Source organism: Streptomyces sp. NPDC001843 (genome assembly GCF_042891955.1).
In the GTDB taxonomy this organism is placed as follows: Bacteria; Actinomycetota; Actinomycetes; order Streptomycetales; family Streptomycetaceae; genus Streptomyces.
Window position 1 is genome coordinate 288,122 of record NZ_JBIATQ010000013.1, and the last position, 26,715, is coordinate 314,836.

General features: G+C 70.8%; 25 protein-coding genes. 10 read left to right on the plus strand and 15 right to left on the minus strand.

Translation table 11 applies throughout. From position 1 onward, the window contains the following. Positions 1–50: 50 nt before the first annotated feature. Positions 51–884 (minus strand): siderophore-interacting protein, encoded by an 834-nt coding sequence (locus ACFYZQ_RS30455; protein WP_389154517.1) that lies wholly within the window; start codon positions 882–884, stop codon positions 51–53. A 33-nt stretch (positions 885–917) separates the two neighbouring features. After that, positions 918–1,964, minus strand: coding sequence for an ABC transporter substrate-binding protein (locus ACFYZQ_RS30460; protein ID WP_389154520.1), 1,047 nt, complete (start codon positions 1,962–1,964; stop codon positions 918–920). A gap of 128 nt (positions 1,965–2,092) precedes the next feature. Here ACFYZQ_RS30460 and ACFYZQ_RS30465 point away from each other — a divergent pair, with 128 nt between their 5' ends. Beyond that, positions 2,093–2,956, plus strand: a complete 864-nt coding sequence (locus ACFYZQ_RS30465; protein ID WP_389154624.1) for a class I SAM-dependent methyltransferase — start codon at positions 2,093–2,095, stop codon at positions 2,954–2,956. On the opposite strand, the gene ACFYZQ_RS30470 is transcribed toward ACFYZQ_RS30465, so the two are convergent. Continuing rightward, complete coding sequence (locus ACFYZQ_RS30470) at positions 2,924–3,415, minus strand: hypothetical protein (protein WP_389154523.1); 492 nt, start codon at positions 3,413–3,415, stop codon at positions 2,924–2,926. The genes ACFYZQ_RS30465 and ACFYZQ_RS30470 overlap by 33 nt on opposite strands. Positions 3,416–3,717: 302 nt before the next feature. Continuing rightward, positions 3,718–4,593, minus strand: coding sequence for a sigma-70 family RNA polymerase sigma factor (locus tag ACFYZQ_RS30475; protein ID WP_389154526.1), 876 nt, complete (start codon positions 4,591–4,593; stop codon positions 3,718–3,720). Positions 4,594–4,678: 85 nt separating this feature from the next. Here ACFYZQ_RS30475 and ACFYZQ_RS30480 point away from each other — a divergent pair, with 85 nt between their 5' ends. Further along, positions 4,679–5,137: a carboxymuconolactone decarboxylase family protein gene (locus ACFYZQ_RS30480; RefSeq protein WP_389154529.1), complete on the plus strand. Its 459-nt coding sequence runs from the start codon at positions 4,679–4,681 to the stop codon at positions 5,135–5,137. 91 nt (positions 5,138–5,228) lie between these two features. On the opposite strand, the gene ACFYZQ_RS30485 is transcribed toward ACFYZQ_RS30480, so the two are convergent. Together ACFYZQ_RS30485 and ACFYZQ_RS30490 are read right to left on the minus strand one after the other, a co-directional pair. Next, positions 5,229–5,840 (minus strand): DUF998 domain-containing protein, encoded by a 612-nt coding sequence (locus ACFYZQ_RS30485; protein WP_389154532.1) that lies wholly within the window; start codon positions 5,838–5,840, stop codon positions 5,229–5,231. Between the two features lie 161 nt (positions 5,841–6,001). After that, positions 6,002–7,108 carry a hypothetical protein gene (locus ACFYZQ_RS30490; protein WP_389154535.1) on the minus strand — a complete coding sequence of 369 codons (1,107 nt, stop codon included), beginning with the start codon at positions 7,106–7,108 and terminating at the stop codon, positions 6,002–6,004. 370 nt (positions 7,109–7,478) lie between these two features. Here ACFYZQ_RS30490 and ACFYZQ_RS30495 point away from each other — a divergent pair, with 370 nt between their 5' ends. After that, complete coding sequence (locus tag ACFYZQ_RS30495) at positions 7,479–7,721, plus strand: PASTA domain-containing protein (RefSeq protein ID WP_389154537.1); 243 nt, start codon at positions 7,479–7,481, stop codon at positions 7,719–7,721. A gap of 27 nt (positions 7,722–7,748) precedes the next feature. On the opposite strand, the gene ACFYZQ_RS30500 is transcribed toward ACFYZQ_RS30495, so the two are convergent. The 6 genes from ACFYZQ_RS30500 to ACFYZQ_RS30525 form a co-directional block, all read right to left on the minus strand. Further along, complete coding sequence (locus tag ACFYZQ_RS30500; RefSeq protein WP_389154540.1) at positions 7,749–8,252, minus strand: NUDIX domain-containing protein; 504 nt, start codon at positions 8,250–8,252, stop codon at positions 7,749–7,751. Continuing rightward, on the minus strand, positions 8,249–9,460 hold the full coding sequence (locus tag ACFYZQ_RS30505; protein ID WP_389154543.1) for a helix-turn-helix domain-containing protein: 1,212 nt from the start codon (positions 9,458–9,460) through the stop codon (positions 8,249–8,251). The genes ACFYZQ_RS30500 and ACFYZQ_RS30505 overlap by 4 nt, the downstream gene beginning before the upstream one ends. A gap of 809 nt (positions 9,461–10,269) precedes the next feature. After that, the gene (locus ACFYZQ_RS30510; protein ID WP_389154546.1) at positions 10,270–11,430 is read right to left on the minus strand and encodes an acyl-CoA dehydrogenase family protein; all 1,161 of its coding nucleotides are present in this window, start codon (positions 11,428–11,430) and stop codon (positions 10,270–10,272) included. A 5-nt stretch (positions 11,431–11,435) separates the two neighbouring features. Further along, entirely contained in the window at positions 11,436–12,377 is a 942-nt protein-coding gene (locus ACFYZQ_RS30515; protein WP_389154549.1) for a hydroxymethylglutaryl-CoA lyase, read from the minus strand. Further along, the gene (locus ACFYZQ_RS30520) at positions 12,374–14,290 is read right to left on the minus strand and encodes an acetyl/propionyl/methylcrotonyl-CoA carboxylase subunit alpha (protein WP_389154551.1); all 1,917 of its coding nucleotides are present in this window, start codon (positions 14,288–14,290) and stop codon (positions 12,374–12,376) included. The genes ACFYZQ_RS30515 and ACFYZQ_RS30520 overlap by 4 nt, the downstream gene beginning before the upstream one ends. 17 nt (positions 14,291–14,307) lie before the next feature. Then, positions 14,308–15,924 carry a carboxyl transferase domain-containing protein gene (locus ACFYZQ_RS30525; RefSeq protein WP_389154553.1) on the minus strand — a complete coding sequence of 539 codons (1,617 nt, stop codon included), beginning with the start codon at positions 15,922–15,924 and terminating at the stop codon, positions 14,308–14,310. A gap of 96 nt (positions 15,925–16,020) precedes the next feature. Between ACFYZQ_RS30525 and ACFYZQ_RS30530 the strand changes: the two genes are divergently transcribed. From ACFYZQ_RS30530 to ACFYZQ_RS30545, 4 genes are all read left to right on the plus strand, one after another. Next, positions 16,021–16,623 (plus strand): TetR/AcrR family transcriptional regulator, encoded by a 603-nt coding sequence (locus ACFYZQ_RS30530; RefSeq protein ID WP_389154556.1) that lies wholly within the window; start codon positions 16,021–16,023, stop codon positions 16,621–16,623. 113 nt (positions 16,624–16,736) lie between these two features. Continuing rightward, the gene (locus ACFYZQ_RS30535) at positions 16,737–17,894 is read left to right on the plus strand and encodes an acyl-CoA dehydrogenase family protein (protein ID WP_389154559.1); all 1,158 of its coding nucleotides are present in this window, start codon (positions 16,737–16,739) and stop codon (positions 17,892–17,894) included. Positions 17,895–17,929: 35 nt separating this feature from the next. Next, positions 17,930–18,805 carry an acyl-CoA thioesterase gene (locus ACFYZQ_RS30540; protein WP_389154562.1) on the plus strand — a complete coding sequence of 292 codons (876 nt, stop codon included), beginning with the start codon at positions 17,930–17,932 and terminating at the stop codon, positions 18,803–18,805. A gap of 314 nt (positions 18,806–19,119) precedes the next feature. After that, the gene (locus tag ACFYZQ_RS30545; RefSeq protein WP_389154565.1) at positions 19,120–19,491 is read left to right on the plus strand and encodes a hypothetical protein; all 372 of its coding nucleotides are present in this window, start codon (positions 19,120–19,122) and stop codon (positions 19,489–19,491) included. Between the two features lie 59 nt (positions 19,492–19,550). On the opposite strand, the gene ACFYZQ_RS30550 is transcribed toward ACFYZQ_RS30545, so the two are convergent. Both ACFYZQ_RS30550 and ACFYZQ_RS30555 read right to left on the minus strand, forming a co-directional pair. Continuing rightward, a complete protein-coding gene (locus tag ACFYZQ_RS30550; RefSeq protein WP_389154568.1) occupies positions 19,551–20,345 on the minus strand; it encodes a phosphatase in 795 nt (264 codons plus the stop codon). A 79-nt stretch (positions 20,346–20,424) separates the two neighbouring features. Then, on the minus strand, positions 20,425–21,888 hold the full coding sequence (locus ACFYZQ_RS30555; protein WP_389154571.1) for a PucR family transcriptional regulator ligand-binding domain-containing protein: 1,464 nt from the start codon (positions 21,886–21,888) through the stop codon (positions 20,425–20,427). 126 nt (positions 21,889–22,014) lie between these two features. Here ACFYZQ_RS30555 and ACFYZQ_RS30560 point away from each other — a divergent pair, with 126 nt between their 5' ends. The 3 genes from ACFYZQ_RS30560 (at position 22,015) to ACFYZQ_RS30570 (ending at position 26,201) form a co-directional block, all read left to right on the plus strand. Next, positions 22,015–23,475 (plus strand): sodium:solute symporter, encoded by a 1,461-nt coding sequence (locus ACFYZQ_RS30560; RefSeq protein ID WP_389154574.1) that lies wholly within the window; start codon positions 22,015–22,017, stop codon positions 23,473–23,475. 63 nt (positions 23,476–23,538) lie between these two features. After that, positions 23,539–24,519, plus strand: a complete 981-nt coding sequence (speB, locus tag ACFYZQ_RS30565; RefSeq protein WP_389154577.1) for an agmatinase — start codon at positions 23,539–23,541, stop codon at positions 24,517–24,519. Further along, positions 24,516–26,201: a thiamine pyrophosphate-binding protein gene (locus ACFYZQ_RS30570; RefSeq protein ID WP_389154580.1), complete on the plus strand. Its 1,686-nt coding sequence runs from the start codon at positions 24,516–24,518 to the stop codon at positions 26,199–26,201. Before speB ends, ACFYZQ_RS30570 begins: the two co-directional genes overlap by 4 nt. A 9-nt stretch (positions 26,202–26,210) precedes the next feature. On the opposite strand, the gene ACFYZQ_RS30575 is transcribed toward ACFYZQ_RS30570, so the two are convergent. Further along, positions 26,211–26,567 (minus strand): peptidase inhibitor family I36 protein, encoded by a 357-nt coding sequence (locus ACFYZQ_RS30575; protein ID WP_389154583.1) that lies wholly within the window; start codon positions 26,565–26,567, stop codon positions 26,211–26,213. Positions 26,568–26,715: the final 148 nt, after the last annotated feature.

The window sequence follows — 26,715 nt, forward strand, 5'->3', positions numbered from 1 at the left end:
AAACCTGGCCCTCCCGTGACCGCCGTCACTTCGCGTCACTGTGAACGGAGTTACTCCGACACCCTCAGCTGTTCCTCGGTCATCCCCCGCCGCCAGTAGCCGACGAAGGTGACGCACCGGCGGTCGATGCCGCGCTCGCCGACGAAGTGTCGGCGCAGCGCCTTGACGCACCCCGATTCGCCCGCGATCCAGACGTACGGGTGCTCAGCGGACGGGAGTTGTGCCTCGCGCAGGACGTCGAGGGCCATGGGGGAGCCCTCGGTGCCGCTCCGGTCGCGTACGAGCCAGGTCACCTCGGCGTCCGCGTCGGTCACGAGGTCCTGGATGTCACCGGCGTCGTCCACCTCCAGCCAGGCGCGTACGCGGGTGCCGGCGGGCAGGGACTCCAGGGTGGCGCAGGCGGCGGGTACGGCGCTCTCGTCGCCCCAGATGACGACGAGGTCGGTGCCCTCGGGCGGGCGGAAGCGGATCGCGCGGTTGTCGGCGACGGCCGGGCCGAGCAGCAGGACCCGGTCGCCCGGGGCGGCGCCGGACGCCCAGCGGGAGGCGGGCCCGGACGGACTGTGCAGGGCGAAGTCGATGTCGATCTCGTCCGGGTCGCGGCGCAGCGCCCGAAGGGTGTACGAGCGCATCACCGCCCGCACGTCGTCGGGGAGTTCACGCCAGCCCTGCCACCACCCGTCACCGAGTTCAAGCGGCACGACCGGCTCCGGCTGTCCGGGCTGCGGCAGGAACAGGGACAGGGACTGGTCCCGCCCCTGGGAGTGGAAGGCGTGCAGGTCGGGCCCGCCGAAGGTGACCCGGACGAGAGACGGGCCGAGCCGCCGCGTGCGTACGACCTGGAGGGAGAAGAAACGGAACGGGGCGGCTACGGCGGTGGTCACTGGGGGCTCCTGACGGTCAGAAAGATGTGGGTGTCAGCTGACCTTCTTGGCGGTCTCGATGGCCTTCGCGAGCTCCTCGAGGAGCGGTACACACTTGTCGTACGACAGGATCGGCTCGGGGTTGCGGGCGATGACCTGGCCGGCCTTGACCGCGGGCAGCTTCTTCCACGTCCCCTCGGTGATGTCGGCGGGCTGGATGGCCGAGGAGCGGTTGTCCATCATGATGATGTCGGCGTCGTACTTGTCGACGTTCTCCCAGCTCAGCGACTCGTACCAGCCGCCGCCCTTGGCCTTGGCCTTTTCCGGGGGCTCCACGAAGTTCACGCCGAGGGCCTTGAAGTACTCCAGGTCGACGGAGAGGTTGGAGCCGGAGACGTAGAACAGGTCCTGGCTGGCGGAACCGGCCATCACCTTGATGCCGGGCTTGGCCTTGGCGGCGGCGCGCAGCCGGGCGGCCGCGGCCTCGAAGCGCTTCTTGGCCTCGGTGACCTTGGCGGCGGAGGTGTCCGCCCCGAGGGACTTGGCGAGCGCCAGCATGCGCTGCAGCGGCTCGGTGAGCTGGCGGTCGTAGACGGAGATGCCGACGCTCGGGGCGCCGACGGCCAGGATCTTCTTCTTCGACTCGTCGGGGACGTACCAGAGCGTGCCGGCGCCGTCGAACATGGTGGAGACGAGGAGGTCCGGCGCGAGGGCCGCGTACTTCTCGATGTTGAACTGGCCCCACTCGTTGCCGAGTACGGTCACCTTGCTGACGTCCATGTCGCCGGCCTGGACGTCGGCCTTGCCGGCCTTGGTCTTCGTCGGGCCGAAGACGCCCTTGGCCTGGATCCCGTAGTCGTACAGCGCGGCGGCCACACCGACGAACGCGACGATGTTCGCCGGGACCTTGTCGGCCTTGGCGGTGGTGCCGCGGTCGTCCTTGAAGGACCAGGGGCCGGACTTGCCCGCCGCCGTGCCGCTGCCCGCGTCCGCGCTTTTCCCGTCGTCGTCCCCGCAGGCCGCCAGCGCGGCGCCGAGACCGAGGGCGCCGCCCGCGGCGAGGATGCCGCGACGAGTGAGGTGGGTACGGACATTGGGCATGGGTATGACTGCTTTCGAACAGGGCTCGGTGCCCGCCGGACAGGTTTCAAGGTAGGTTAGCCTAACCTCATCTGATGTCCAGTTGGTGGGGTTCCATCGCGGCGTTCATCGCGCCTAGCCTGCTCCGTATGCCCGACGACACCACGCCCGCAGGGCGCGACGACCTGCCCGAGGAATCACGGCGGGTACGCCTCGGCCAGACGTTCGACGAGGATGCGGAACTGTACGACCGGGCCAGGCCCGGGTATCCGCCGGAGCTCTACGACGACCTCGCGGAACTCGCGGGCGCCGGCCCCGGCAGCCGCCTGTTGGAGGTGGGCTGCGGGACCGGCCAGGCGACGGTGCCTCTGGCCGCGCGGGGCTGCCGGATCACGGCCGTCGAGGCCGGCGCGAACATGGCCGCGGTCGCCCGCCGCAACCTGGCCGGGGTCGGGGCCGGGGCGGTGGAGGTGGTGACGGCCGAGTTCGAGAACTGGCCGCTGCCCGAGGAGCCGTTCGACGCGGTCGTCTCGGCGACGGCGTTCCACTGGATCGACCCGGCGGTAAGGGTGGCCAAGGCCGCCGACGCGCTACGCCCGGGCGGGGCGCTCGCCGTGGTGCGCACCCAGCATGTCATGGGCGGCACCGAGGAGTTCTTCGTCGAGGTCCAGCGCTGCTACGAGCGCTTCGACCCGGACACGCCGCCCGGACTGCGACCCCCCGCCGCCGCCGACGTCGACGGCGCGGACCACGCGGAGGAGGTGGCACGCAGCGGCCGGTTCGGCCCCACGGTCTTCCGCCGCTACGAGCAGGACCTGACGTACACCACGTCGGAGTACCTGGACGTGCTGCGGACCTATTCGGGTCACCGGGCTCTGCCGGAAGCCGCCAGGAGCGGGCTGTTGGGGTGCATCGCACGCCTGATCGACGGGCGGTACGGCGGCCGGGTGACCAAGCGGTATCTCATCGAGCTGGCGGTGTCACGGAGAGGGCGCCCGCTCTCCACGGCGTGAGGCGCTCGGCACCGCGGTTCGAAGCGCTGAATGCGCCGCGTCCGCCGCTGAGACGACGAAGTCCGCCACCAGCCGCCGCCGGTCCTCCTGCCCCCAGGCGAGGCCCAGCGCGCTACGCGGCGCGTCGGCCACCGGAACATGGACGAGCCCCGGATGCTGTGGCCGGGCCGGCGAACGGGGCGGCACCGCGATCGTCCGTCTCATCGGGACCATGTGCGTCAGTTCGGCACCGTCGGCGACCTCGGGACCGGACCCGGCGACGGGCTCGATACCGGGCACCTCGCTGCCGCGGACGCCGTTCCAGCGCGGAAGCGTCTCGTGGGCCAGGACGGCGAGGGGCACCTCGCTGTGGTCGGCGAGCCGGTGGTCCGGCGGCAGGATCGCCACCCCGCCCTCGACCCTCAGGGTCCCGTGATCCGCACCGGTGAGGTCGTCGAACGGCACGTACAACAGCTCCACGTCGCCCGGCCCTCGGGCACGTGATCGGTCCGGTCGGTGGACCGCCGAACAGGCTGTCCACCTGGCGAGCGTCGGGTCGGCGGGAGTAGGCAGCCAGGCTGCCGGACAGCAGGTCCGCGCCCCCACCGGACTTGATCACCAGACGCGGCCGGGTCTCCCGCCACCGTCGCCCCCGACGGCGTGCCGCAGAACGCAGAACAACCCCGTCACCTTCCGCTACGGCCCGGAGACCGGGTCGATCGACATCCCGAGGCGGGCGCTCGGCGACAGCCGCAGGACGGGCGGCTGTCGCCGGTAGGGAGTCACACAAGGGCCGGCAGGTCCATGAGCGCGAGTCTGGCCGGATCGATCATGGCGGTGATCTCGGTGATGCGGCCGTCGGTGACGATGAAGGCCAGGAGGGAGAGCGGGGTGCCGTCTTCGCTCCAGGAGATGACGCCGGGTTGGCCGTTGACGGTCGCCGCATGTCCTCGTGCTGCGCTGCCGGCCACTCGCGCGCGGGTGGCGACTTCGGTGGCTCCGAGCGTGACGAACCGGCCGTTCGCAGTGTGGACGGTGAACCGCACTTCGGGGTGGAGAACCTGCAGCAACTGCTCAAACCGACCGTCGCGAGCCGCGCCCAGGAAGGCTCGGACCACTTCGCGTTGTTGTCGTCCGGCGCTCGTCGGCTGCTGGGCGGCCTGTACTTTCTTGCGAGCGCGGCTGGTGAGCATCTTGGTTGCGTCGGCGGACTTGCCGAGAATGGCACCGATCTCCGCGAAGGGCACGGCGAACACGTCGTGCAGCACGAATGCCAGTCGCTCGTCCGGGCGCAGCGAGTCGAGGACCGTCAGGAGCGCGAGGCCGACGGAGTCCCCGAGCGTCACGAGTTCTTCCGGAGCCGGAGCGTCGTCGAGCGTCACGGTGAATTCGGCCGGCTGGTCGTCGAAGGAGACCGCTGGGCGTGTCCGGCCCGACCGCAGGACATCGAGGCTGATGCGGCCGACGACGGTGGTCAACCAGCCGCCAAGGTTGTTGATGGTGTCGGTGTCCTGGCGGGAGAGACGCAGCCACGCCTCTTGGACCACGTCTTCCGCGTCGGCGTGTGATCCGAGCACGCGGTAGGCGACGGCCTGGAGCCGGTCACGGTGGGACTCGAAGGCATCGGTGATCGGGTCCGCGGGATGGGTGCCGGCCATGGTGTTACCTCCCTGGAAGCTGCTCCGTCATGGGGATGACGGGCGCAAGCCCTGCAACGTAACCCGATGAAGGAGAGCACTTCACATGGAGAACCGGCTCAAGAACAAGAACACGAACAACCCTGCTGTGTGGACCGGGATCCAGCACCTCCAAAAGGCGATCGCCGCCGGAGGCGTCGACCCGAAGCTGCTCGCGCTGGTCCACCTGCGCGTCAGCCAGATCAACAGCTGCTCGGCGTGCGTCTACGCCAGTGTCGCCGCGGGGAACAAGGCCGGTGACACCGACGAGCGGCTGCACAACGTGGCGGCGTGGCGTGAGGCGCCGTTCTACACCGATGCGGAGCGCGCGGCACTGGCGCTGGCCGAGGCCGCCACCCGGCTGCAGGACGGCGCTTTGGGCGTCACCGACGAGATCTGGGAAGAGGTCGATGCCCAGTTCACCGAGGAGGAGATCGGCGCGCTCAACCTGGAGATCGCGCTGACGAACTTCTTCAACCGGATCAACCGCACCATCAAGGAACCGGCCGGCCAGACCTGGGACTGAACCCAGCTGGCATCCGCTGGGGCGGACGCCCCCTTGCCGCAGCAGCCTGGCCAACCGGAAACCTGAGGGTCGCTCAGCCGGACGAGGGGCCTCACGTGTGTAGGGTCCTTGCCGCGAGCACGGTCATCCAGGTCCAGCCGATGGTGACGGAAACCCGCTGGATCAGTCCGCCGAGTTCGACCACGTGTTGGTTCTGACCGAACGCGGCGCTGGCCAGCACCATCGTCGCGGCGAAGAGCAGACCGCTGGCGATCGAGTAGCTGGACCAGCCCAGCGAGCCGTGCAGGGCGAAGACGAAACAGGCGGAGGCAAGTGAGAGGAATCCGGTGAGGGAGAAAAGGTCGTGCAGGGCCCCTGCGGGGGTGTGGCCCGGAAGTTGGTCCGGGGTGCCCGGAGGGTAACCGCTCACCGGGTCCGTCCGGAAGATGCCCGCGCCCAGCAGGCCGACGGCCCATGCGCCGATCAGCGCTGCGCCCCAGCGGGAAGGCCCAACCCCCCATAGGCCCACGGCGAAGACCAGCGACAGTAAGCCGGCAAGGAGGAAGCTGACGGTCTGCACCCACCCGGTTCGTCCGAGGGCAAGCGAACTGACCGGGTGGCGTACCGACTTGTAGCCCGCACGGCGGGCACCCTCCACTAGATACGCAACGGTGAAGACAGGACCGGCGGCCATCCCACAGGCAAGCAGCGCTTGATTCCCCATGCTGTCAATTTACGTTGACAGCATGGTTTCGTCAACCGAAGTTGACAAAGCGTGTGGACACCGCCGCAGCACGGTCCGCGGGGTGAGAAAGGCAACCGCTGGGGGCTGACGCCCGCTTGCCACCGCAGCACGAGCACCCCGGCGGACTTCCCGGTCAAGCACTAGAAGAGGCGGGTGCGCATGCGCTGGGTGAGGTTCTCGACAATCTCCATCAGCCACGGGCTGCGGACGGCCGGTAGCCGGACCAGGGTGTGCTGGAACGTTTCCCAGTCGGCCCTGAACAGGCGATGAGGGCGTGGCAGGGGCGGGTCGTCGCGCAGGACCCCGTCGGGTACGGCGCCCGGCGTGGGAACGGGTAGGTGCGGCTGGGGGAAGGCCAGCGACAGCCACATCCCGAACGGCAGCGGCACCGGGTACGCCGATGCGGCCGGGCCGGCGGGGGCCCAGGTCTGCCCCGTCTGCGGGTGGACCGGCACGAGGGCGATGTCGACGTCCGTGTCGGGGGCGGACAAGCCCGGTCCCGCCAGGACGGCGCGCCGCTCCAGCGGGCCCGAGGGCAACAGGGCGTCGAGGGCGCGTTGGAACACCTCCTCGGTCAGGCCGCCCGGGACGGTCACCGGCCCGCCTTGCGAGGCCGCCAGCAGGTGGGCGAGCGCCCGGCCGGCCGCCGCCTCCCACCGCGGACTCCATGACCAGTAGTGGCCCGTCCCGAGCCGTCCTCCCCACGTTGCCATCGGCTCGGACGGGGGCGTGCGCTTCCCCTCCGCCATCAACTCCTCCCAGGACAGCGGGGTGGCATCGGTGACGTCGACGAGGAGGCGGCGCACGGCGTCCGGGGCGAGCCACACCGCCTGCCAGAGCGAGCAGTCGTCGATCCTGCTCGCCACGGGCAGGCCGCACGCCTCGCAGACCATGTTGGGGCCGTCGGCTCCGTCGAGGCCGCAGCAGGCACCACCGCGCTTCTCGGGGATCAGTCGGGTGCCGCGGACATCCCCGGGTGCGATGACGATCGCGCCGGGCGCGCCGTCGGACAGGGCGTACACCGGCGCGTAGATACCGCGGGCCGCCGCCTCCTCCGGATCGATCTCCTCCCACCTCCGCCACGGCGGCCCCCAGGGCTCCGGATCCACCGCGAACGTGCCCGGCTCCATCAGCACCGGGAGCTGAGTCCCGTTCCCGTACTTCTGATGCGAATGGGCCGGCAGGGCGACCTCGGACAGCGGGGCGGTCAGCTGAGCGCCACACCCCGCACACACGAAGACGAACAATGATCCTCCGCCTGGGCAAAGAGGGGCATCATCGCAGCGCGGTGCCGGCCGGCCAAGGTGTTTTCACCCGTGGACGCCGAGTTCGCTACCAGGCCGCGCGGCCATCTCGCCAATACTGTGGGCGGCCCGGACGGTGACCGTGCCTTGTGAGAGGGCTCGCAAAGCCGCACGGAGCCTGCGCCGCATGCGCTCGCGAGCAACCGAGCCCGCTGGGCTGCTCGGGCGGGATGGCGCCCCCTCTGCTAATGCTGCACCCGGCAAAGTTCGCCTCGCTGGGTGCCTGAGGGGGCACCGGTGCGGGTATGTGGGACGCCGTTTGGTCGTGGGCGGAAGCCTCGCCACTGCGGCGCTGTGGACGTATGGTGCGGGAATGGGTGAGAGCCTGGCACGTATCGAAGTCCCTGACGTGGTTGGGATGACGGGGCGAGAAGCCCACGCTCTTTGCCGTGATCTGGGGCTCTTCCTGGGCTACTACAACATGGATCAACAATTGCCACTGAGCATGGTGATCGCTTATCAAGAGCCGCCGTCCGGAACCATGGCAGCACCTGCCGCAGCAGTGAGGATCTGGACGACGTTGGATCCGTTGCCCGACGATCGGCGGCCGCGGTAGGCGGGGGAATTTTCCTGCTCGCGGTCGCTACCAGGCCGGGCCGCCGTCCCGTAGATACTGCGGTCGGTCTTGGTCGATGGCACGTAGAGCCGCACGGAGTCTGCGCCGCATTCGCTCGCCCACCAGCGTCAGCGCCGTATCAGGAGGGACGAAGCAGGCCTCGGACAGCTCTCCGTCCTGCGGATCCAGCCGTTCTTCGTTGATCGTGCCGCCGTCGAAGACGAAGGCGATCTGGTCGTCCCACGGGCCGTGCGGGGCCACCCAGTCGACCACCAGCAGCCCGCACGGAACGACCTCCAGGCCCAGTTCCTCGCCCAGCTCCCGTCGCACAGTCTCCTCGGGCGGCTCATTCTCCTCAGCCATGCCGCCCGGCAAGTCCCAGTCGGGTTTGTACGTCGGATTCACCAGGAGTATTTGACCGGCCGCGTCACGCAGCACAACATCGGCGGACACCCGCTTTCTGGCCTGCTTGGCGTTTCCCTCCGCCAGATACGCGTTCCAGGCTTCGGGGTCGTCGGGGCTGGGCTTCATGCGATGGTGCCTCGGGTGAGGATGTCGGCCAGTAGGAGCATTCTGGCCTTGCGAACACCGTCGAACCGCACTAGGTACTCCCGTACCGGCCCGTACTTCTTGTGTGGATCCATCATCTGTCCCAGGTGATCGAGCTGGCGGACGACACGGACTGAGCTCAAGGTGGGGCTTGTGGTCAGCAAGTCCTGCCCGACGGCCACCGCCGCATCGAGTTCCTTCCTCTGCAGATGGATTCCGAGGAGGGTGATGCGGCTCAGAGCCAGGGAGCGGGCCCGTCCCTCTTCGCGCAGTCGTACCGCGTTCTCGGCGTGGGCCAGAGCCTCGTCGTAGCGACCCAGGTCCCGCCAGATAAGTGCCGACTCGCTCGCGAGCGCGGCGGCATCGAACGGTGACAGCCACAGGTGTTCGGAGTCGCTGGGGGCGTCGAGAGCGCGGTGGGCATGTTCGAGGGCGCGGGCGGCTGGTCCGTGCTGTGCCGCTGCTGCGAAGGCACGGGCCTGCATGGTGTGGAGTCGCGCGGAGAGGGCGGGGATTCTCGGTGCCTCACCGGCGAGGTCGATGCCGGTCCGTGCCCAGCGCAAGGCCTCGGTCGCATCGCCGGTCTGGAGGGCCAGGTGGCTGCTCGATGCTGCAACCTGAGCCGCGAGGGAGAGGTCACCGGAGATACGGGCAAGCGGCAGGGCTCGGACGAAATGCTTGAGGGCGCGGTCGTCCTGGCCGGAGTCGTGGGCCATCCACCCGGCCATTTCCGTCAGCGCTGCTGCGGCGGCGAAGACCTGAGGCCCGCTGCCGGTGTCGACCAGGCGCGGGGCTACGCGTTCGCGCAGATGCCGTACTACGGCCCCATAGAGGTGACCGCCGCCGGTTTGCCGGTCGGCGAGCCGAAAGGCCTCAATGGCCGCCAGGTCATCGCCGTCGGGAGGGGACTGTGGCTGCTGCCGCGGTGTCCCCTCCAGGGTGGGCTCCCACGACCGGCGGGCCAGGCCGAGCAAATGACCGGGGATGTGGAAGGCGTCGGCGATCTGCTCGAACATCGTCAGCTTCTCAACGCGACTCTTGCCGTTCATGTAGTCGTACAGTCGCCCTTGGGTGATGTCGACAGCCGCAGCGATCTTGCGTGTGCTGATGCCCCGGTGGTTGAGCAGTCGGAAGAGAGCTCCCATGTCGCGGTCACGACAGGCCGCGAGTAACCGGGTGTCGTCGAGCAAACCCGCGACGACTCCGCGTGGGCTCTGTGTCTGGCGATCCATCAGCCGTCCCCCTACTGCGCCAGCTCGATGCTACGGGCAGCAACAGGACGGTGACTCCAACTCGGGGTCACCACTTGGAGTCTCTTTCATGCCCGCCACCGGCGTTGACTGAACACACGCCGCCGGAATGGACAGCCTTCCTCCGGCAGCGACGGAAGACGCCTTGCCCAGCGCCCCCGAGGCGCAAGTTCTCCACCCGGAGGAGACGAGCACGTGACCACGACCGCCGCCAGCCCCACCGCGACCGGCGTCCCCGGCTATTCGGAGACGGTGTCGTGTGAGCCCCGATCAGCCCAGCGGGCTCGGTTGCTCGTCGGCTCAGCTCTAGGTGCCTGGGGCATAGGGGAGTTGGCAGGCGACGGGATGCTGATCGTGTCGGAACTGCTGACGAACGCGATCGACCACACGCGCAGGGCCGACGCGCTCGACGACTGGACCACGCGGTTCGTCGCGCAGCTCGCCCCACCGCGAGCCCAGCGGGTGGCCCTCCGCCGCGACGAGCGAACCGAACACCTCCTTATCGATGTCGAAGCCGGGCCTGGGCTCTGCTGTTCGACGACTCGGGCCGGTGGATCGTCAGGCAGGGAGGACCGACCCCCCTGTGGGACGCCGTCGAGGAGCACGTCACCCACTGGCGTGCCGACGGGGCGCCGTCGCTGGACCGCTTCGCGATCACCGTCACCGCCGACCGGCAGACGGTCACCTGGGCCACACAGTGACCCGTGCGATGCAGCTCCCGGCCCAGGACGCGCCCCGCCGGGGGCGGCTCAGCCCGCCAGCCCCAACTCCCGGGCGATCAGCATTCGCTGGACCTCGCTCGTGCCCTCGCCGATTTCGAGGATCTTGGAGTCGCGCCACATGCGGGCGACCGGGTACTCGTTCATGAAGCCGTAGCCGCCGTGGATCTGGGTGGCGTCGCGGGCGTTGTCCACGGCGATCGTGGAGGAGTACAGCTTGGCCAGGGCCGCCTCCTTCTTGAAGGGCTCGCCGGCGACCAGGCGGGAGGCGGCGTCGCGCCAGGCCAGGCGGGCGGTGTGGGCCTTCATCTCCATGTCGGCGATCTTGAACTGGACGGCCTGGTTGGCGCCGATGGGCCTGCCGAAGGCGTGGCGTTCCTTGGCGTACTTGACCGACTCGTCCACGCAGCCCTGGGCCAGACCGGTCGCCAGGGCCGCGATGGCGATGCGGCCCTCGTCGAGGATGCGCAGGAACTGGGCGTAGCCGCGGCCCTCCTCGCCCAGGAGGTTGGCGGCCGGGACGCGGACGTCGGTGAAGGACAGCTCCCGGGTGTCGGAGGCGTTCCAGCCGACCTTGGAGTAGGGGGCGGCCACCGTGAAGCCCGGGGTGCCGGACGGGACGATGATCGAGGAGATCCGCGGTTTGCCGTCCGGCTTGCGGCCCGTCACCGCCGTGACCGTGACCAGCCCCGTGATGTCCGTGCCCGAGTTGGTGATGAAGCACTTGCTGCCGTTGATCACCCACTCGTCGGTGTCCGGGTCCAGGCGGGCCGTGGTGCGGGTGGCCCCCGCGTCGCTGCCGCCGTCCGGTTCCGTCAGGCCGAACGCGCCCAGGATCTCGCCCGAGCAGAGCCGGGGGAGCCATGCGCGTTTCTGCGCCTCGGTGCCGAAGAGGTGGACCGGCATCGCGCCCAGGGAGACACCCGCCTCCAGGGTGATGGCCACCGAGGAGTCCACCCGGGCCAGTTCCTCCAGGGCGATGCCCAGGGCCAGGTAGTCGCCGCCCATGCCGCCGTACTCCTCGGGGAACGGCAGACCGAACAGGCCCATCCGGCCCATCTCACGGACGATCTCGTACGGGAACTCGTGCCGCTCGTAGAAGTCACCGATCTTCGGCGCCACGACGTCGTGCGCGAACTCCTCCACCGTACGGCGGAGTTCCTCCAGCTCGGGGGAGAGGCGGTGGTCCATGGCGATCACTGGTCCTTGTGGGAGAGGGCGCGGACGGTGCGGGACGGGCTGGGCCGGCCCAGTTGTTCGGCCATCCACACGCTGGTGGCGGTGAGACGGCCGAGGTCGACCCCGGTTTCGATGCCGAGGCCGTGGAGCATCCACACGAGGTCTTCGGTGGCGAGGTTCCCGGTGGCGGACTTGGCGTACGGGCAGCCGCCCAGGCCGCCGGCCGAGGCGTCGACCGTGGTGACGCCGTGCTGCAGTGCGGCGTAGGTGTTGGCGAGGGCCTGGCCGTAGGTGTCGTGGAAGTGCACGCCGATCACGTTCGTCGGCACGCCAGCCTCGTTGAGGGAGGCCAGGAGCTCCAGGACATGGCCGGGCGTGGCGACTCCGATGGTGTCGCCGAGGCTCAGCTCGTCGCAGCCCATGTCGGTCAGCGCCCTGCACACGCGCACCACCTGGTGGATGGGCACGGCGCCCTCCCAGGGGTCGCCGAAGCACATCGACACGTACCCGCGTACGTGCAGACGTTCGTCCTTGGCGTGCCGGACCACCGGGTCGAACACGGCCAGGGACTCGTCGAGGGTGCGGTTGAGGTTGGCCTTCGCGAAGGACTCGGTGGCGCTGGCGAAGACGGCGACGCGCCGGGCGCCGAGCGCGAGGGCGCGGTCCAGGCCGCGCTGGTTCGGCACCAGCACCGGCAGTGCCACGTCCAGATCGGCGACGAGCGGGAACAGCTGCTCGGCGTCGGCCAGTTGGGGCACCCACTTGGGGTGGACGAAGCTCGTCGCCTCGATGGTGGTGAGGCCCGCCTCGGCCAGCCGGCGGATGAACTCCGCCTTGACCTCGGTGGGCACGGCCGTCTTCTCGTTCTGCAGGCCGTCGCGCGCGCCGACCTCGTGGATCCGCACCCGGGCCGGCAGGTCCTGGGCCGGTACGGTCATGGGGAGTCCGCCGACGGTCATTCCGCCACCTCCTCGTGCGGTGCGATCACGGCCAGCACCTGGTCCATGGCGACCGCCGTGCCGGGCCGCACGTCCAGTTCGGCGACCGTGCCGGCGTGCGGGGCGGAGATGACGTGCTCCATCTTCATCGCCTCGACCACGAGCAGGCTCTGGCCCGCGGTGACCTCGTCGCCGACGGCGACCTTCATCACGGTCACGGTGCCCGGCATGGGCGCGGTGAGCGAGTCGGCCCCCGCGTGCGCGGACCGGGTGAGGGACGCCGCCACCGGGTCGTGGTCGCGCACCTGCCAGGCGTCGCCGGCGCGGCCGAGCCAGTCGGCGGCACGGTGGAAGGTGTGGCGGACGCCGTCGAGGATGACGGCGACCCGGTCGTCGGTGACGGTGTGCGTGCCGCGCGGGACGTACTCCACCGGGTCCTGCACCCGCAGATGGAAGTGGACAGGCTTCGGTGTACCGCCCAGCCGCCACCCGCTCGGCACCGAGAACGGGTCCGTCCAGCCCTCGCCCGAGGGCCTGAGCGCCTCCAGCCGTACGGCCGCCGCCGCCTCGTACACCTCCTCGGGCACGTCCGTGGGGACCAGCTCGTCCACCACCCGCTCCACCAGCCCGGTGTCCAACTCGCCCGCGACGACCGCCGGGTGGGCCAGCAGCCGCCGCAGGAACCCGGCGTTGGTCTGCACGCCCAGCGTGACCGTCTCCGCGAGGGCGGCCCGCAGCTTCCGCAGCGCGGTCGCGCGGTCCGGCCCGTACGCGATCACCTTGGACAGCATCGGGTCGTACAGGCTGCCGACCTCGGTGCCCTCGCTGAGCCCGGAGTCGGTGCGGACGCCGTCACCCTGGGGCTCGTGCAGCCTGAGCACCGTGCCGCCCGTGGGCAGGAACCCGCGCGTGGGGTCCTCGGCGCACAGCCGGGCCTCGACGGCGTGCCCGGTGAGCGTGATGTCGTCCTGCCCGAACGGCAGCCGCTCACCCGCCGCGACCCGCAGCTGCCACTCCACCAGGTCGAGCCCGGTGATGAGTTCCGTGACCGGGTGCTCCACCTGGAGGCGGGTGTTCATCTCCATGAAGTAGTACGACGAAGGGTCGCCGCCCGGGACGATGAACTCCACCGTGCCCGCGCCCCGGTACCCGCACGAGCGTGCCGCCTGCACGGCGGCCTCGCCCATCGCGGCCCGGGTCTTGTCGTCGAGGAGCACGCTCGGCGCCTCCTCGATGATCTTCTGGTGCCGCCGCTGGAGAGAGCACTCTCGCTCACCCAGGTGGACGACGTTCCCGTGGCCGTCGGCCAGGACCTGGATCTCGATGTGCCGCGGCCGGTCCACCCACCGCTCGACGAGCAGTGTGTCGTCGCCGAACGAGGCGCGGGCCTCGCGGCGGGCGGCGGCGATCTCGTCGTCCAGCACGGCCAGGTCCCGCACCAGGCGCATGCCCTTGCCGCCCCCGCCGGCCGACGGCTTGAGCAGTACCGGCGCCCCCAACGAGCGTGCCGCCTCGGCCAGTTCGGGGTCACGTCCGCCGGGGACGACCGGCACCCCGGCGGCCTGCACCGTCTCCTTGGCCCGGATCTTGTCGCCCATCAGCGCGATCGCGTCCGCAGGCGGCCCGACGAAGACCAACCCCGCCTCCTCGCACGCGCGCGCGAAGCCCGCGTTCTCGGCGAGGAAGCCGTACCCGGGGTGGACGGCCTGCGCGCCCGTGCGGGCGGCGGCCTCCAGCAGCCGCTCCACCGACAGATAGCTCTCGATCGCCGGCGCCGGACCGATCCGTACCGCCGTGTCGGCCTCCCGGACGTGCCGCGCGTCGGCGTCGGCGTCGGAGAACACGGCGACGGAGCGCACGCCCATCGACCGCAGCGTACGGATGACGCGTACGGCGATCTCGCCCCGGTTGGCCACCAGCACTGTGTCGAACATGGTCGTCAAGTCCCCCCTCACATCCGGAAGACGCCGAACTGGGGCTCACCCAGGGGCGCGTTGGCACAGGCGGTCAGGGCCAGGCCCAGCACCTGGCGGGTCTCCAGCGGGTCGATGACCCCGTCGTCCCAGAGCCGGGCGGTGGCGTAGTAGGCGTTTCCCTGCCGCTCGTACTGCGCGCGGATGGGCGCCTTGAAGGCGTCCTCGTCCTCGGCGGGCCACTCCTCGCCCCGCGCCTGAAGCTGGTCCCGCTTGACGGTGGCGAGGACGGAGGCGGCCTGCTCACCGCCCATCACGGAGATCTTCGCGCCCGGCCACATCCACAGGAAGCGGGGCGAGTAGGCCCGGCCGCACATGGAGTAGTTCCCGGCGCCGTACGACCCGCCGACCACGACCGTCAGCTTCGGCACGCGCGTGCAGGCCACCGCCGTGACCATCTTCGCGCCGTGCTTGGCGATGCCGCCGGCCTCGTAGTCCTTGCCGACCATGAAGCCGGAGATGTTCTGCAGGAACACCAGCGGGATCCCGCGCTGGTCGCACAGCTCGATGAAGTGGGCGCCCTTCTGGGCGGACTCGGAGAACAGGATGCCGTTGTTGGCGACGATCCCGACCGGGTGGCCGTGGATTCGGGAGAAGCCGGTGACCAGGGTCTGCCCGAACTCGGCCTTGAACTCGGCGAACCGGGAGCCGTCGACCACGCGCGCGATGATCTCGCGGACGTCGTAGGGGGTGCGGGGGTCGACCGGGACGGCGCCGTAGAGCCCGTAGGGGTCGGCCTTCGGTTCGACGGCGGGCCGGACCTCCCAGGGCAGGGGCCCGCGCGTGGGCAGGGTCGCGACGATGTCCCGCACGATCCTGAGGGCGTGGGCGTCGTCCTCGGCGAGGTGGTCGGTGACGCCGGAGACCCGGGAGTGCACCTCTCCGCCCCCGAGCTCCTCGGCGGTGACGACCTCGCCGGTGGCGGCCTTCACCAGCGGAGGGCCGCCGAGGAAGATCGTGCCCTGGTTGCGGACGATCACGGCCTCGTCGCTCATCGCCGGCACGTACGCCCCGCCCGCGGTGCAGGAGCCGAGCACCGCCGCGATCTGCGGGATGCCGGCGCCGGACATGCGGGCCTGGTTGTAGAAGATCCGCCCGAAGTGCTCACGGTCCGGGAAGACCTCGTCCTGCATCGGCAGGAAGGCGCCGCCGGAGTCGACGAGGTAGAGGCAGGGCAGCCGGTTCTCGAGGGCGACCTCCTGCGCACGCAGGTGCTTCTTCACCGTCATCGGGTAGTAGGTCCCGCCCTTGACGGTGGCGTCGTTGGCGACGATCACGCACTCGCGCCCGCTGACCCGCCCGATCCCGGCGATGACCCCGGCGGCCGGGGCCTGGCCGTCGTACATCCCGTCGGCCGCCAGCGGGGCCAGCTCCAGGAAGGGTGAGCCGGGGTCGAGGAGGGTGTCCACCCGGTCCCGGGGCAGCAGCTTGCCGCGCGCGGTGTGGCGGGCGCGGGCCTTCTCGCCGCCGCCGAGCGCCGCCGCGGCGAGCTTGCCGCGCAACTCCTCGACGAGGGCGCGGTGCGCTTCCTCGTTGGCTCGCCAGGCCTCCGACGCGGGGTCTGCCGCGCTGTGAAGCTCCGGTGCCTCGTGCATTCTTGCGGTCCCCTCACCCAGTGATCGACTGTTAATGAGCGTTAACCATTTCCTACAGGTTAACGAGCGCTAACCTCGCTGTCTAGAATTGTGCGCATGGCCACCAGAACCGACCCCTCCACCCGACGCGAGCAGATCCTCAAGGAGGCCGCGCGGCTCTTCGCCGAACGCGGCTTCCATGGCGTCGGGGTCGACGAGATAGGGGCGGCGGTCGGCATCAGCGGGCCCGGCCTCTACCGCCACTTCCCGGGCAAGGACGCGATGCTCGCCGAGCTGCTGGTCGGCATCAGCGGCCAGCTGCTGACCGGGGCCAAGCGGCGCCTGGCGGAGGCCGACGGCGCGGCTGCCCCGGAGACGGTCCTCGACTCGCTCATCGAGGGGCACATCGACTTCGCGCTCGACGACCGTCCACTCATCACCCTGCACGACCGCGAGCTGGACCGCCTCCGTGACAGCGACCGGAAGCTGGTCCGCCAGCTCCAGCGGCAGTACGTGGAGCTGTGGGTGGAGGTGGTCCGCGAGGTCTACCCGGACCTGGCCGAGCCGGCGGCCCGCTCGGCCGTGCACTCGGTCTTCGGCCTGCTGAACTCCACACCCCACCTGGGCCGCGCCGGCTCCCTCCCGGGGCGGGGCGCCACGGCGACGCTGCTGCACCGGATGGCGCGAGGGGCGTTCGCGGCGGCGTCGGGGGAGGCGTGACGAGCGTTACGCCCGGCCCACCCTGGACCAGGTTCGTACTCCCCGGTACCTTTGATCTGAGCAAGCGCTTAGACATGCGCTGAGTACATGCCGAGGTACGTGGAGGTGGCGCGGTGCGCCGGACGGTGTTCAACGAGGATCACGAGGCTTTCCGGGAGACCCTCCGCGCCTTCATCGAGGCCGAGGTCGTCCCCGTCTACGACGAGTGGTTCGCCGCGGGCCAGGCGCCGCGCGACTTCTACCACAAGCTCGGCGAGCTGGGCATATTCGGCATCAACGTGCCCGAGGAGTTCGGCGGCGCGGGCCTGGACACCCACAAGTTCGAGGCCGTCCTCTACGAGGAGACCGCCCGCGCGGGCGTCCAGTTCGGCGGCTCCGGCGTGCACGTGCTGCTCGCCCTGCCCTACATCAAGATGCTCGCCACCGACGAGCAGAAGAAGCGCTACCTGCCGAAGTTCGTCACCGGCGAGGAGATGTGGGCGCTGGCGATGACCGAGCCGGGCACCGGCTCCGACCTCGCGGGCATGAAGACCACGGCCAAGCTGTCCGAGGACGGCACGCACTACGTGCTCAACGGCGCCAAGACCTTCATCACCGGCGGTGTGCACGCCGACCGTGTGATCGTGGCCGCCCGCACCTCCGCGCCCTCCACCGAGGACCGCCGCTTCGGCATCTCCCTGTTCGCCGTGGACACCAAGTCCGAGGGCTACTCCATCGGCCGCAAGCTCGACAAGCTCGGCCTGAAGACCTCCGACACCGCCGAGCTGGCCTTCGTCGACGTCAAGGTGCCCGCCGAGGACCTGCTCGGCGAGGAGAACAAGGGCTTCTACTACCTCGGCCACAACCTGGCCTCCGAGCGCTGGGGCATCGCCTTCGGCGCCTACGCCCAGGCCAAGGCCGCCGTCCGGTTCGCCAAGCAGTACGTGCAGGAGCGCACCGTCTTCGGCAAGCCCGTCGCCTCCTTCCAGAACACCAAGTTCGAGCTGGCCGCCTGCCAGGCCGAGGTCGACGCGGCGGAGGCCGTCGCCGACCGCTCCCTCGAAGCCCTGGACGCCGGCGAGCTCACCCCCGCCGAGGCCGCCTCCGCCAAGCTGTTCTGCACCGAGGTCGCCCACCGCGTGATCGACCGCTGCCTCCAGCTCCACGGCGGTTACGGCTTCATGAACGAGTACCCGATCGCCCGCCTGTACGCGGACAACCGCGTCAACCGCATCTACGGCGGCACCAGCGAGATCATGAAGACGATCATCGCCAAGGACATGGGCCTGTAAGCGGCCCGCAATCACTGGCCTATACAACTGACTCCATGAGCCAGGCACTCCAGGACCTCCTCGATCTGCTCGACCTCGAGCAGATCGAGGAGAACATCTTCCGCGGCCAGTCCCGGTCCGCCGTCGTCCCACGCGTCTTCGGCGGACAGGTCGCGGCCCAGGCGCTGGTCGCCGCGGGGCGCACGGTCCCCGCGGACCGGCCCGCCCACTCCCTGCACGCCTACTTCCTCCGCCTCGGGGACCCCGGCGCGCCCATCGTCTACGACGTCGAACGCATCCGCGACGGCCGCTCGTTCACCACCCGCCGGGTGGTCGCGATCCAGCACGGCAGGCCGATCTTCACCCTGTCGGCGTCCTTCCAGACGTACGAGGACGGCCTCGACCACCAGACCCCGATGCCGCCCGCACCCGACCCGGCGACCCTGCCCACCTCGCAGGAGAGGCTGCGCGGCTACGGCCACCTCGACCCGCAGATCGTGGAGCGGTTCCTGGAAGCCCGCGAGGCGGTCGACCTGCGCTACGTCGACGAGCCGCCGTACGGGCAGTTCGGCGAGCCGCGCGAGCCGCACTCCCAGGTGTGGTTCCGCGCCAACGGCAAGCTCGAGGGCGCCATCGACATCCCCCTCCTGCACGTCGTCCTCGCCACCTACGTCTCCGACATGACCCTTCTCGACTCCGTGCTGCTCGCGCACGGTCGGGGCGGCTGGGCCGTCGGTGACGTCGTCGGCGCCTCCCTGGACCACGCCATGTGGTTCCACCGGCCGTTCCGGGCCGACGAGTGGCTGCTGTACGACCAGGAGTCGCCGTCGGCGTACGGCGGCCGCGGGCTCGGCCAGGCCCGCATCTACACCCAGGACGGGCGGCTGGCCATCTCGGTCATCCAGGAGGGTGTGGTCCGCGTCCCTCGGTGAGAGGGAGGTAAGAATGGTCGCCTGAGGTGCCTAATCGCGGTCACGGGACTAGGCTCGGTGGGTGAAACCCGCGGTGCGCGGAACGTCCGGCCGACGAGGTTCTCTCCGGCCAACGGGGCCTCAGCCGCAGTAACCACCCGGCGCGTCCGGCGTGGTTCTGCAGGCGTCGACAGAGCGGTCGCACCTTTGACAACGCGGCGACGCGTGAAGACCGCACCGCGCCCCTCTCGTGCGGTGACGGCCATCCCCCCTCGCTTCCTCCAGTCCTCCTGCCGGAAGCCATGGGAGAACGATGGAAACGAAAGGCATTTCCCATGCGAGCACCACGCGCGAGGCGCTTCCTCGCGGTTTCCGCAGCCGGTCTGCTGATGGCCGGTGGTGCCGCGGTCGGCGCGGCGGGCACGGCGTCCGCCTCGGATCACAGCGGCGACAGCGGCTACAGCAGCTTCGACAACCACGGCAGCAACAACGACGACTGCAACTGGTGGAACAACAACAGCGACGACTGCAACGGTAACCACAACAACGGCAACGACAACGGCGACCACGGCAACGGCAACCACGACAACGGAAACCGTGACAACGGAAACCGTGACAACGGCGACCACGGCAACGGAAACCGTGACAACGGCGACCACGGCAACGGTGGCGGCGACCACGGGAACGGTGGCGGCGGCAACCGCTGATCCCACCGCGAACACAGGCGATGTACGGCCCCTTGACCGGGCCGTGCACCGCCGCCGCTTCACACCTGGGACAACCCCGCCTGCGCCAGCAGATACGCCGTCAGCGGGTCGTAGTGGCGCGGGCTGAGGACATGGTCGTCGAGCGGGACGGCCACCTGCAGGGTGCCCTCCGACTCGGCCAGGAACAGGGCCGGGTCGTTGCAGTCCGCGTATCCCACCGAGTCGACGCCGTGCTGTCCCGCGTAACCCGCCCAGCCGTGGTCGGCGACGACCAGGTCGGGCAGCGGGCGGCCCTCGCGCTCAAGTCCCGTGAGAATGGCCCGCATCGGCTCTCCGGAGTGGGTGTGCCACAGTGTGGCGCCGTGCTCGAGCACCGCCACGTCCGCGAACTGCATCACGTAGCCCTCCTCCGTCTGCAGCCCGTCGGGGATGACGACGATCTCGCAGCCGGCGGCGCGCAACGCGGCGGCCGTGGCCCGGTGCACGTCGAGCAGACCACCGGGGTGGCCGGTGGCGAACAGCACCCGCTGCTGCCCGTCCGCCGCCTTGCGCAGCCGTCCCGCAAGGCGCTCCAGGGCGTCGACGGTCAGGTCGGGATCGATGGTGTCCTGGCCGTACCGGTACTCCGCGTCGTCGTTGACGCCGACCCGCTCCGCCATCACCGCGAGCACGTCCTGCTCGTCCCGCCAGCGGTCGCCGAGTTCCAGGCCGAGCCAGAAGTTGCGCTCGCCGTTGGCCAGCCTGCGGTAGTGGGAGAGGTTGTTCTCGCGGGGCGTCGCGACGTCGCCCGCGATACGGGTTCTCACAAGGTGGTCGACGAGCTCGGCGCGGCTGGGTGTCCCGGGTATCGGCATGTCTCCCATTGTGGGGCAGGCAACCGTCCGCGTCCCTGGCACAGCGCCCGCTGGGACGTGGGTCACTCAGCAGGTCACCTCATGTTTGCCGTAGGGCGAACCACAGCTCCATCCGGACGTCCGGGTCGTCCAGATCGGCGTCCAGAAGTGCCGCGCAGCGGGCGATCCGCTGCCGGACGGTGTTGCGGTGCACCGACAGCGCCACCGCCGTGCGGTCCCAACTGCCGTGCAGGGAAAGCCAGGTGCGCAGCGTCTCGGTGAGCGCGGCGTTCCCCGAGACCGGCCCGAGGAGCGAACGGGCGTGCGCCTCGGCCTCGCCGGGCGGCACCAGCTGGGCCAGGCCCGGGCGGCCGCCGTGCCGGACCAGCGCGGTACGGGTGGCGCGGGCCCGGGCCAGGGCACGGGCCGCCTGGGTGTCGGCGGCCGGCAAGTCGTCCGGCGTCACGGGGGCGCTGACCCCGAGGGCCCAGCCGGACTGCGGGGCCGGCTCACGGCCGGCCGGGACGAGGATCCGTACGCCGCCGTCCGCCAGGTCGGCCAGCGCGGACCCGAGGGCGGCGCCGAGCGCGGAGGCCGCCACGGGATCGGGGGCCTGGCCCTCGCGCCGCGCGTGTACGACGACCCACCGCTCCGCCCCGAGCAGCGGGGCCACGTCCGCGGGCGGGACGCCCAGCAGCAGCCGCACCAGCGCCGACGAACGGGCCGCCCCCGCCCCACTGTGACGCTCCCCGGTGAGCAGGGAGAGGAGGACGGCGGCGACGGAGGCGATGGTGTGGTCCCCGGGCTCACGCCGCGCGGAGGCGACCCCGAGCACGAAGCCCCGGCCGGCGCCGAGGGCGTAGGCGGCCAGGTGGGTGCCGGAGACGGTGTCGGTGGCGGACGAGGGGGCCTTGGCCCGGTCGGGCCGGACCACCTCCGCCAGCGCCGCCAGCGCCGCCCGCACCTGCTGCGGCGTGCCGTCACCCGCCGCCGCGATCTCGGTGCCGTCGGGGCCGTAGAGCGCCGCCCGGCCGTCGAGGTGCCGGGCCAGCCGGCGCAGTACCGAGGGCACCGGATCGGGGCGGGAAGCGGCGGAGGCGAGGCTCTGCTGGGCCTCCGTGACCCGGCGCAGCTCCGCCAGGCGGGCCTGCGCCATCAGCTGCCACACCGCCCGGGCCACCCCGGAGAACGTGGTCTGGGGCGGCACCTCCAGGAGGGGGAGCGCGTGGGCGTCGCAGGCGGCGACCAGGGCACGCGGCACCGTGTCGTGCACCGGCGCCAGCCCGAACCCGAGAGCCGCGCCGCCCGCCGCGACGATCCGGGAGACGTAGTCGTCGAAGTAGGTGCCTGAGCCGGCCGCCTCCGGCACGTGCACCCCCGCCGTCAGCAGGAGCTCACCGCCCAGCAGGTACGGGTACGGGTCGGCCATCTCCGAGGTGTGCGCCCAGTGGATCACGACGCCGGTGCCGTCCGGGCCGGCGAGCTTTCTGAGGCCGAGATCCTCCCGCGCCAGCAGCGCGACCAGCGGGACCGGTGGTGTCGGCGGTACGGGAGTGTCCGGCATGGTGGATGATCCCTCCATCCGGTACGGCGACTGTGGATGAAACGTACACTTCCAGGGCGCTTTTCAGCCACTTAGGGTCAACCCACGAACCACCTGGCCAAGACGTGAGCGAGAAAGGTGGGCCCCATGGCAGTCGACTACACGGTGATCGTCGTCTATCTGGCCGGCATGCTGGCCATGGGCTGGTGGGGGATGCGCCGCGCCAGGTCCAAGAGCGAGTTCCTCGTCGCCGGCCGCCGGCTCGGACCCGCCATGTACTCCGGCACGATGGCCGCGATCGTCCTCGGCGGCGCGTCCACCATCGGCGGCGTCGGCCTCGGCTACAAGTACGGGCTCTCCGGGGCCTGGATGGTCCTCACCATCGGCCTCGGCCTGCTGGCCCTCTCGGTCTTCTTCTCCGCCCGCATCGCCCGGCTGAAGGTGTACACCGTCTCCGAGATGCTCGACCTGCGCTACGGCGGCCGGGCGGGCGTGATCTCCGGAGTGGTCATGTGGGCGTACACGCTGATGCTCGCGGTGACCTCCACCATCGCGTACGCCACGATCTTCGACGTCCTCTTCGATCTCGACCGCACGGTCGCGATCATCATCGGAGGCTCGATCGTCGTCGCCTACTCCACGCTCGGCGGCATGTGGTCGATCACCCTGACCGACATGGTGCAGTTCGTGGTCAAGACCGTCGGCGTGCTGCTCCTGCTGCTGCCCATCGCCGTCGTCAAGGCGGGCGGTTTCTCCGCGATGAAGGCGAAGCTGCCGACCACGTACTTCGACCCGCTGGGCATCGGCGGCGAGACGATCTTCACCTACGTGCTCATCTACACCTTCGGCATGCTCATCGGGCAGGACATCTGGCAGCGCGTGTTCACCGCGCGCAGCGACAGGACCGCCAGGTGGGGCGGCACGGTGGCCGGAACCTACTGTCTGGCCTACGCCCTCGCCGGCGCCGTCATCGGCACCGCCGCCAAGGTGCTCTACCCGAAGCTGGGCAGCGCGGACGACGCCTTCGCCACCATCGTCAAGGACGAACTCCCCGTCGGCGTACGCGGAATGGTGCTCGCCGCCGCCCTGGCCGCCGTGATGTCCACCTCCTCCGGTGCGCTGATCGCCTGCGCCACCGTCGCCAACAACGACATCTGGTCGCGGCTGCGGGGAGCCGTCCGGCGCACCGAGGGCGAGCACGACGAGGTCAGGGGCAACCGGGCCTTCATCCTCGTCATGGGCCTCGTGGTGATCGGCACGGCCATCGCGCTGAACGACGTCGTCGAGGCGCTGACCGTCGCCTACAACCTGCTCGTCGGCGGGCTGCTCGTCCCGATCCTCGGCGGACTGCTGTGGAAGCGGGGCACCGTGCAGGGCGCCCTCGCCGCGGTGATCGCCGGCGGTCTCGCGGTGATCGGGCTGATGGCCGGGTACGGCATCCTCGCCAACGAACCCGTCTATCTCGGCCTGTCGGCGTCGCTCGTCGCCTACGTCGCCGTGTCCCTGGCGACCCGGCCCACCGACGCCACCGTCCTCGCCGCCTGGCGGGAACGCCTCGCCGGGCGGAGCCCCGAACCCGTGTCCGAGCCGGTACCGGCTCACCAGTAAAGTCGTAGAACAAGACGTATATACGCGCATACGCGACGAAGCGTAGGAAAGAAGGCAGTACCCATGAGCGGCAACGAGACGCCCCGCGGCCCCGTCGACTCCTCCCGCGTCCCGCGGTACGCCGGACCGGCGACCTTCGCGCGGCTGCCCCGCCTCGACGAGGTCGGCACCACCGACGTCGCCGTGGTGGGCGTGCCGTTCGACTCCGGTGTCTCCTACCGGCCGGGCGCCCGCTTCGGCGGCAACGCCATCCGCGAGGCGTCCCGGCTCCTGCGCCCCTACAACCCGGCGCAGGACGCCTCCCCCTTCGCCCTCGCGCAGGTCGCGGACGGCGGGGACATCGCGGTGAACCCGTTCAACATCAACGAGGCCGTGGAGACCGTCGAGGCCGCCGCCGACGAACTGCTCGGCACCGGCGCCCGCCTGATGACCCTCGGCGGCGACCACACGATCGCGCTGCCCCTGCTGAGGTCGGTCGCGAAGAAGCACGGCCCGGTCGCCCTGCTGCACTTCGACGCCCACCTCGACACCTGGGACACCTACTTCGGCGCCGAGTACACCCACGGCACCCCGTTCCGCCGGGCGGTCGAGGAAGGCATCCTCGACACCTCGGCCCTCTCCCACGTCGGTACCCGCGGCCCGCTGTACGGCAAGCAGGACCTCACCGACGACGAGAAGATGGGCTTCGGCATCGTCACCTCGGCCGATATCTACCGCCGGGGCGCCGACGAGGTCGCCGACCAGCTGCGCCAGCGCATCGGCGACCGCCCGCTGTACATCTCCATCGACATCGACTGCCTGGACCCGGCGCACGCGCCCGGCACCGGCACCCCGGAGGCGGGCGGCATGACCTCCCGCGAACTGCTGGAGATCCTGCGCGGGCTGGCATCCTGCAACCTGGTGTCGGCGGACGTCGTCGAGGTGGCCCCCGCGTACGACCACGCGGAGATCACGTCGGTCGCCGCCTCGCACACGGCGTACGAACTGACCACGATCATGACCCGGCAGATCGCGGCGGCGAAGCAGGAGAAGGCGGCCAAGTGACCCACGACCACGACCTGGTACTCCGCCCTACGCCCGCCCAGACGGAGGCCGCGCTCAACCCTCCCCCCGGCCGCAACGGCGGAGACCTGGTCGTGGAGAGCCTGGCCGGGCTGGGCGCGACGACCGTCTTCGGACTGCCCGGCCAGCACGCGCTGGGCATGTTCGACGCACTGCGGCGCTCCGCGCTGCGGTACGTCGGCCTGCGGGTGGAGAACAACGCGGGGTTCGCGGCGGACGCGTACGGCCGGATCACCGGCGAGGCGGCCCCGCTGCTGCTGTCGACGGGCCCGGGAGCCCTCACCTCCCTGGCCGCGCTCCAGGAAGCGGCGGCCGCATCCGCGCCCGTCCTCGCGATCAGCAGTCAGATCCCGACCGCGGGCCTCGGTGGCGGCCGGCACGGCTATCTGCACGAACTGCCCGACCAAGCGGCCTCGTTCCGGGGTGTGGTCAAGTCGGTCCACACCGTCCGGGCCCAGTCCCAGATCCCCTCGGCCATCGCGGCGGCCTGGAAGTCGGCGCTCACCGCCCCGCACGGCCCGGTGTGGGTGGAGATCCCGCAGGACGTACTGCTCGCGCCGACCGCCCTGCCGGTGGTGACGGCGCCGGACGCGACCCCGGACGAACTGCCCCCGCGCCCCGAACTGACCGCCGTGGCAGCCGACTTGCTGTCCCGCGCCACCCGGCCGGCGATCATCGCGGGCGGGGGAGTGGTACGGGCGGACGCCTCCGGCAAGCTGCGGCAGCTCGCCGAGCGGCTCCAGGCGCCGGTGGTGACGACGTTCGGCGGCAAGGGCGCGTTCCCCTGGACACACCCCCTGTCCCTCCAGTCCTGGCTGGAGGACCGGCACACGACGGACTTCCTGGAGGACACCGACGTCCTCCTCGTCGTCGGCTCCGGGCTCGGCGAACTGTCGTCCAACTACCACACGTTCAAGCCGCGCGGCCGCGTGATCCAGATCGAGGCGGACCTCGGCAAGCTGGAGTCCAACCACCCGGCGCTCGGCATCCACGCCGACGCGCGCCTCGCCCTCCAGGCGCTGCTGGAGACGGTGGACGAACGCGCCGACGAGACGGCACCGGACCGGGTACGGGAGCTGCTGGCGAAGGTGGCCGCCCGCCTGGCGGCCCAGGAACTCACCCTGGAGCAGGAGGTGTTGGGTTCGGTCCGCCGGGCCCTGCCCGCCGGCTCCCCGTCCTTCTGGGACATGACGATCCTGGCCTACTGGGCCTGGTCGGCCTTCGACCCGCGGGGCGCGAACACCATGCACTCGGCCCAGGGCGCCGGCGGCCTCGGCTACGGCTTCCCCGCGGCCCTCGGTGCGGCCGCCGCCGACCCGACCCGCCCGGTGCTGGCGGTGTCGGGCGACGGCGGCGCCCTGTACTCGATCGCCGAGCTGGCCACGGCCCGCCAGTACGACCTGAACGTCACCTGGCTGATCGTCGACGACGGCGGCTACGGCATCCTGCGCGAGTACATGACCGACGCGTTCGGCGAGGCGACGGCGACGGAACTGACCCGCCCCGACTATGTGGCGCTGGCCGAGTCCTTCGGGGTGCCGGGGGTGCGTACGACGCCGGAGGCACTGGAGGCCGACCTGACGAAGGCACTGGCCTCACCGGGGCCGTCGGTGGTGGTGCTCCCGGCGGCACTGCGGATGTTCGCGCCGACGCACCTGGGCTGACTTCCGGGATCAGCAGTAGCCCGGACCCACTCCGTCGATACGGCCGCCGAAGTCGCCGAGGTAGCGGGAGCGCCAGTCGCCGTTGTAGACGTCCCGCTTCTCGACCGGGTCCCAGTTGATGAAGCACGCCTTGGTGCTCGCGACGGCCGAGCCGACGTGGTCGTGCAGGAAGGACGGCATGTCCCGGTAGCCGCTGCGGGCGGTCCACTCCCAGTAGCTGCCGCTGAAGCCCTCCCCGCTCCAGAAGCACACGGATCCGTCCGGACAGGGGGGCGGGGCGGCGGCCCGCGCGGACGCGGTCTGGGCCGGCAGTACGAGGGCGGTCACCGCGAGAACGGCGGCGAGGGACCAGGAACGAAACGTCATGGAACTCTCCGGAAAGGGAGTCGGGGGGGCCCGCGGGGGGGGGGGGGGGCCCCCCCGCGCGTGGGGTGGGGGGGGGGGGCCCCCCCCGCCAAGATCCGTGGCGACAGGGTGTGGGGCGGAGTTGAAAAAGAAACACAGGGCGCCCACA

Coding starts and splice junctions, on each gene's coding strand:
- ACFYZQ_RS30460 (WP_389154520.1), bottom strand. CDS start 1,964: ATGCCCAATGTCCGTACCCACCTCACTCGTCGCGGCATCCTCGCCGCG.
- ACFYZQ_RS30465 (WP_389154624.1), top strand. CDS start 2,093: ATGCCCGACGACACCACGCCCGCAGGGCGCGACGACCTGCCCGAGGAA.
- ACFYZQ_RS30475 (WP_389154526.1), bottom strand. CDS start 4,593: ATGGCCGGCACCCATCCCGCGGACCCGATCACCGATGCCTTCGAGTCC.
- ACFYZQ_RS30480 (WP_389154529.1), top strand. CDS start 4,679: ATGGAGAACCGGCTCAAGAACAAGAACACGAACAACCCTGCTGTGTGG.
- ACFYZQ_RS30485 (WP_389154532.1), bottom strand. CDS start 5,840: ATGGGGAATCAAGCGCTGCTTGCCTGTGGGATGGCCGCCGGTCCTGTC.
- ACFYZQ_RS30495 (WP_389154537.1), top strand. CDS start 7,479: ATGGGTGAGAGCCTGGCACGTATCGAAGTCCCTGACGTGGTTGGGATG.
- ACFYZQ_RS30500 (WP_389154540.1), bottom strand. CDS start 8,252: ATGAAGCCCAGCCCCGACGACCCCGAAGCCTGGAACGCGTATCTGGCG.
- ACFYZQ_RS30510 (WP_389154546.1), bottom strand. CDS start 11,430: ATGGACCACCGCCTCTCCCCCGAGCTGGAGGAACTCCGCCGTACGGTG.
- ACFYZQ_RS30515 (WP_389154549.1), bottom strand. CDS start 12,377: ATGACCGTCGGCGGACTCCCCATGACCGTACCGGCCCAGGACCTGCCG.
- ACFYZQ_RS30520 (WP_389154551.1), bottom strand. CDS start 14,290: ATGTTCGACACAGTGCTGGTGGCCAACCGGGGCGAGATCGCCGTACGC.
- ACFYZQ_RS30525 (WP_389154553.1), bottom strand. CDS start 15,924: ATGCACGAGGCACCGGAGCTTCACAGCGCGGCAGACCCCGCGTCGGAG.
- ACFYZQ_RS30530 (WP_389154556.1), top strand. CDS start 16,021: ATGGCCACCAGAACCGACCCCTCCACCCGACGCGAGCAGATCCTCAAG.
- ACFYZQ_RS30540 (WP_389154562.1), top strand. CDS start 17,930: ATGAGCCAGGCACTCCAGGACCTCCTCGATCTGCTCGACCTCGAGCAG.
- ACFYZQ_RS30545 (WP_389154565.1), top strand. CDS start 19,120: ATGCGAGCACCACGCGCGAGGCGCTTCCTCGCGGTTTCCGCAGCCGGT.
- ACFYZQ_RS30550 (WP_389154568.1), bottom strand. CDS start 20,345: ATGCCGATACCCGGGACACCCAGCCGCGCCGAGCTCGTCGACCACCTT.
- ACFYZQ_RS30555 (WP_389154571.1), bottom strand. CDS start 21,888: ATGCCGGACACTCCCGTACCGCCGACACCACCGGTCCCGCTGGTCGCG.
- ACFYZQ_RS30560 (WP_389154574.1), top strand. CDS start 22,015: ATGGCAGTCGACTACACGGTGATCGTCGTCTATCTGGCCGGCATGCTG.
- speB (WP_389154577.1), top strand. CDS start 23,539: ATGAGCGGCAACGAGACGCCCCGCGGCCCCGTCGACTCCTCCCGCGTC.
- ACFYZQ_RS30575 (WP_389154583.1), bottom strand. CDS start 26,567: ATGACGTTTCGTTCCTGGTCCCTCGCCGCCGTTCTCGCGGTGACCGCC.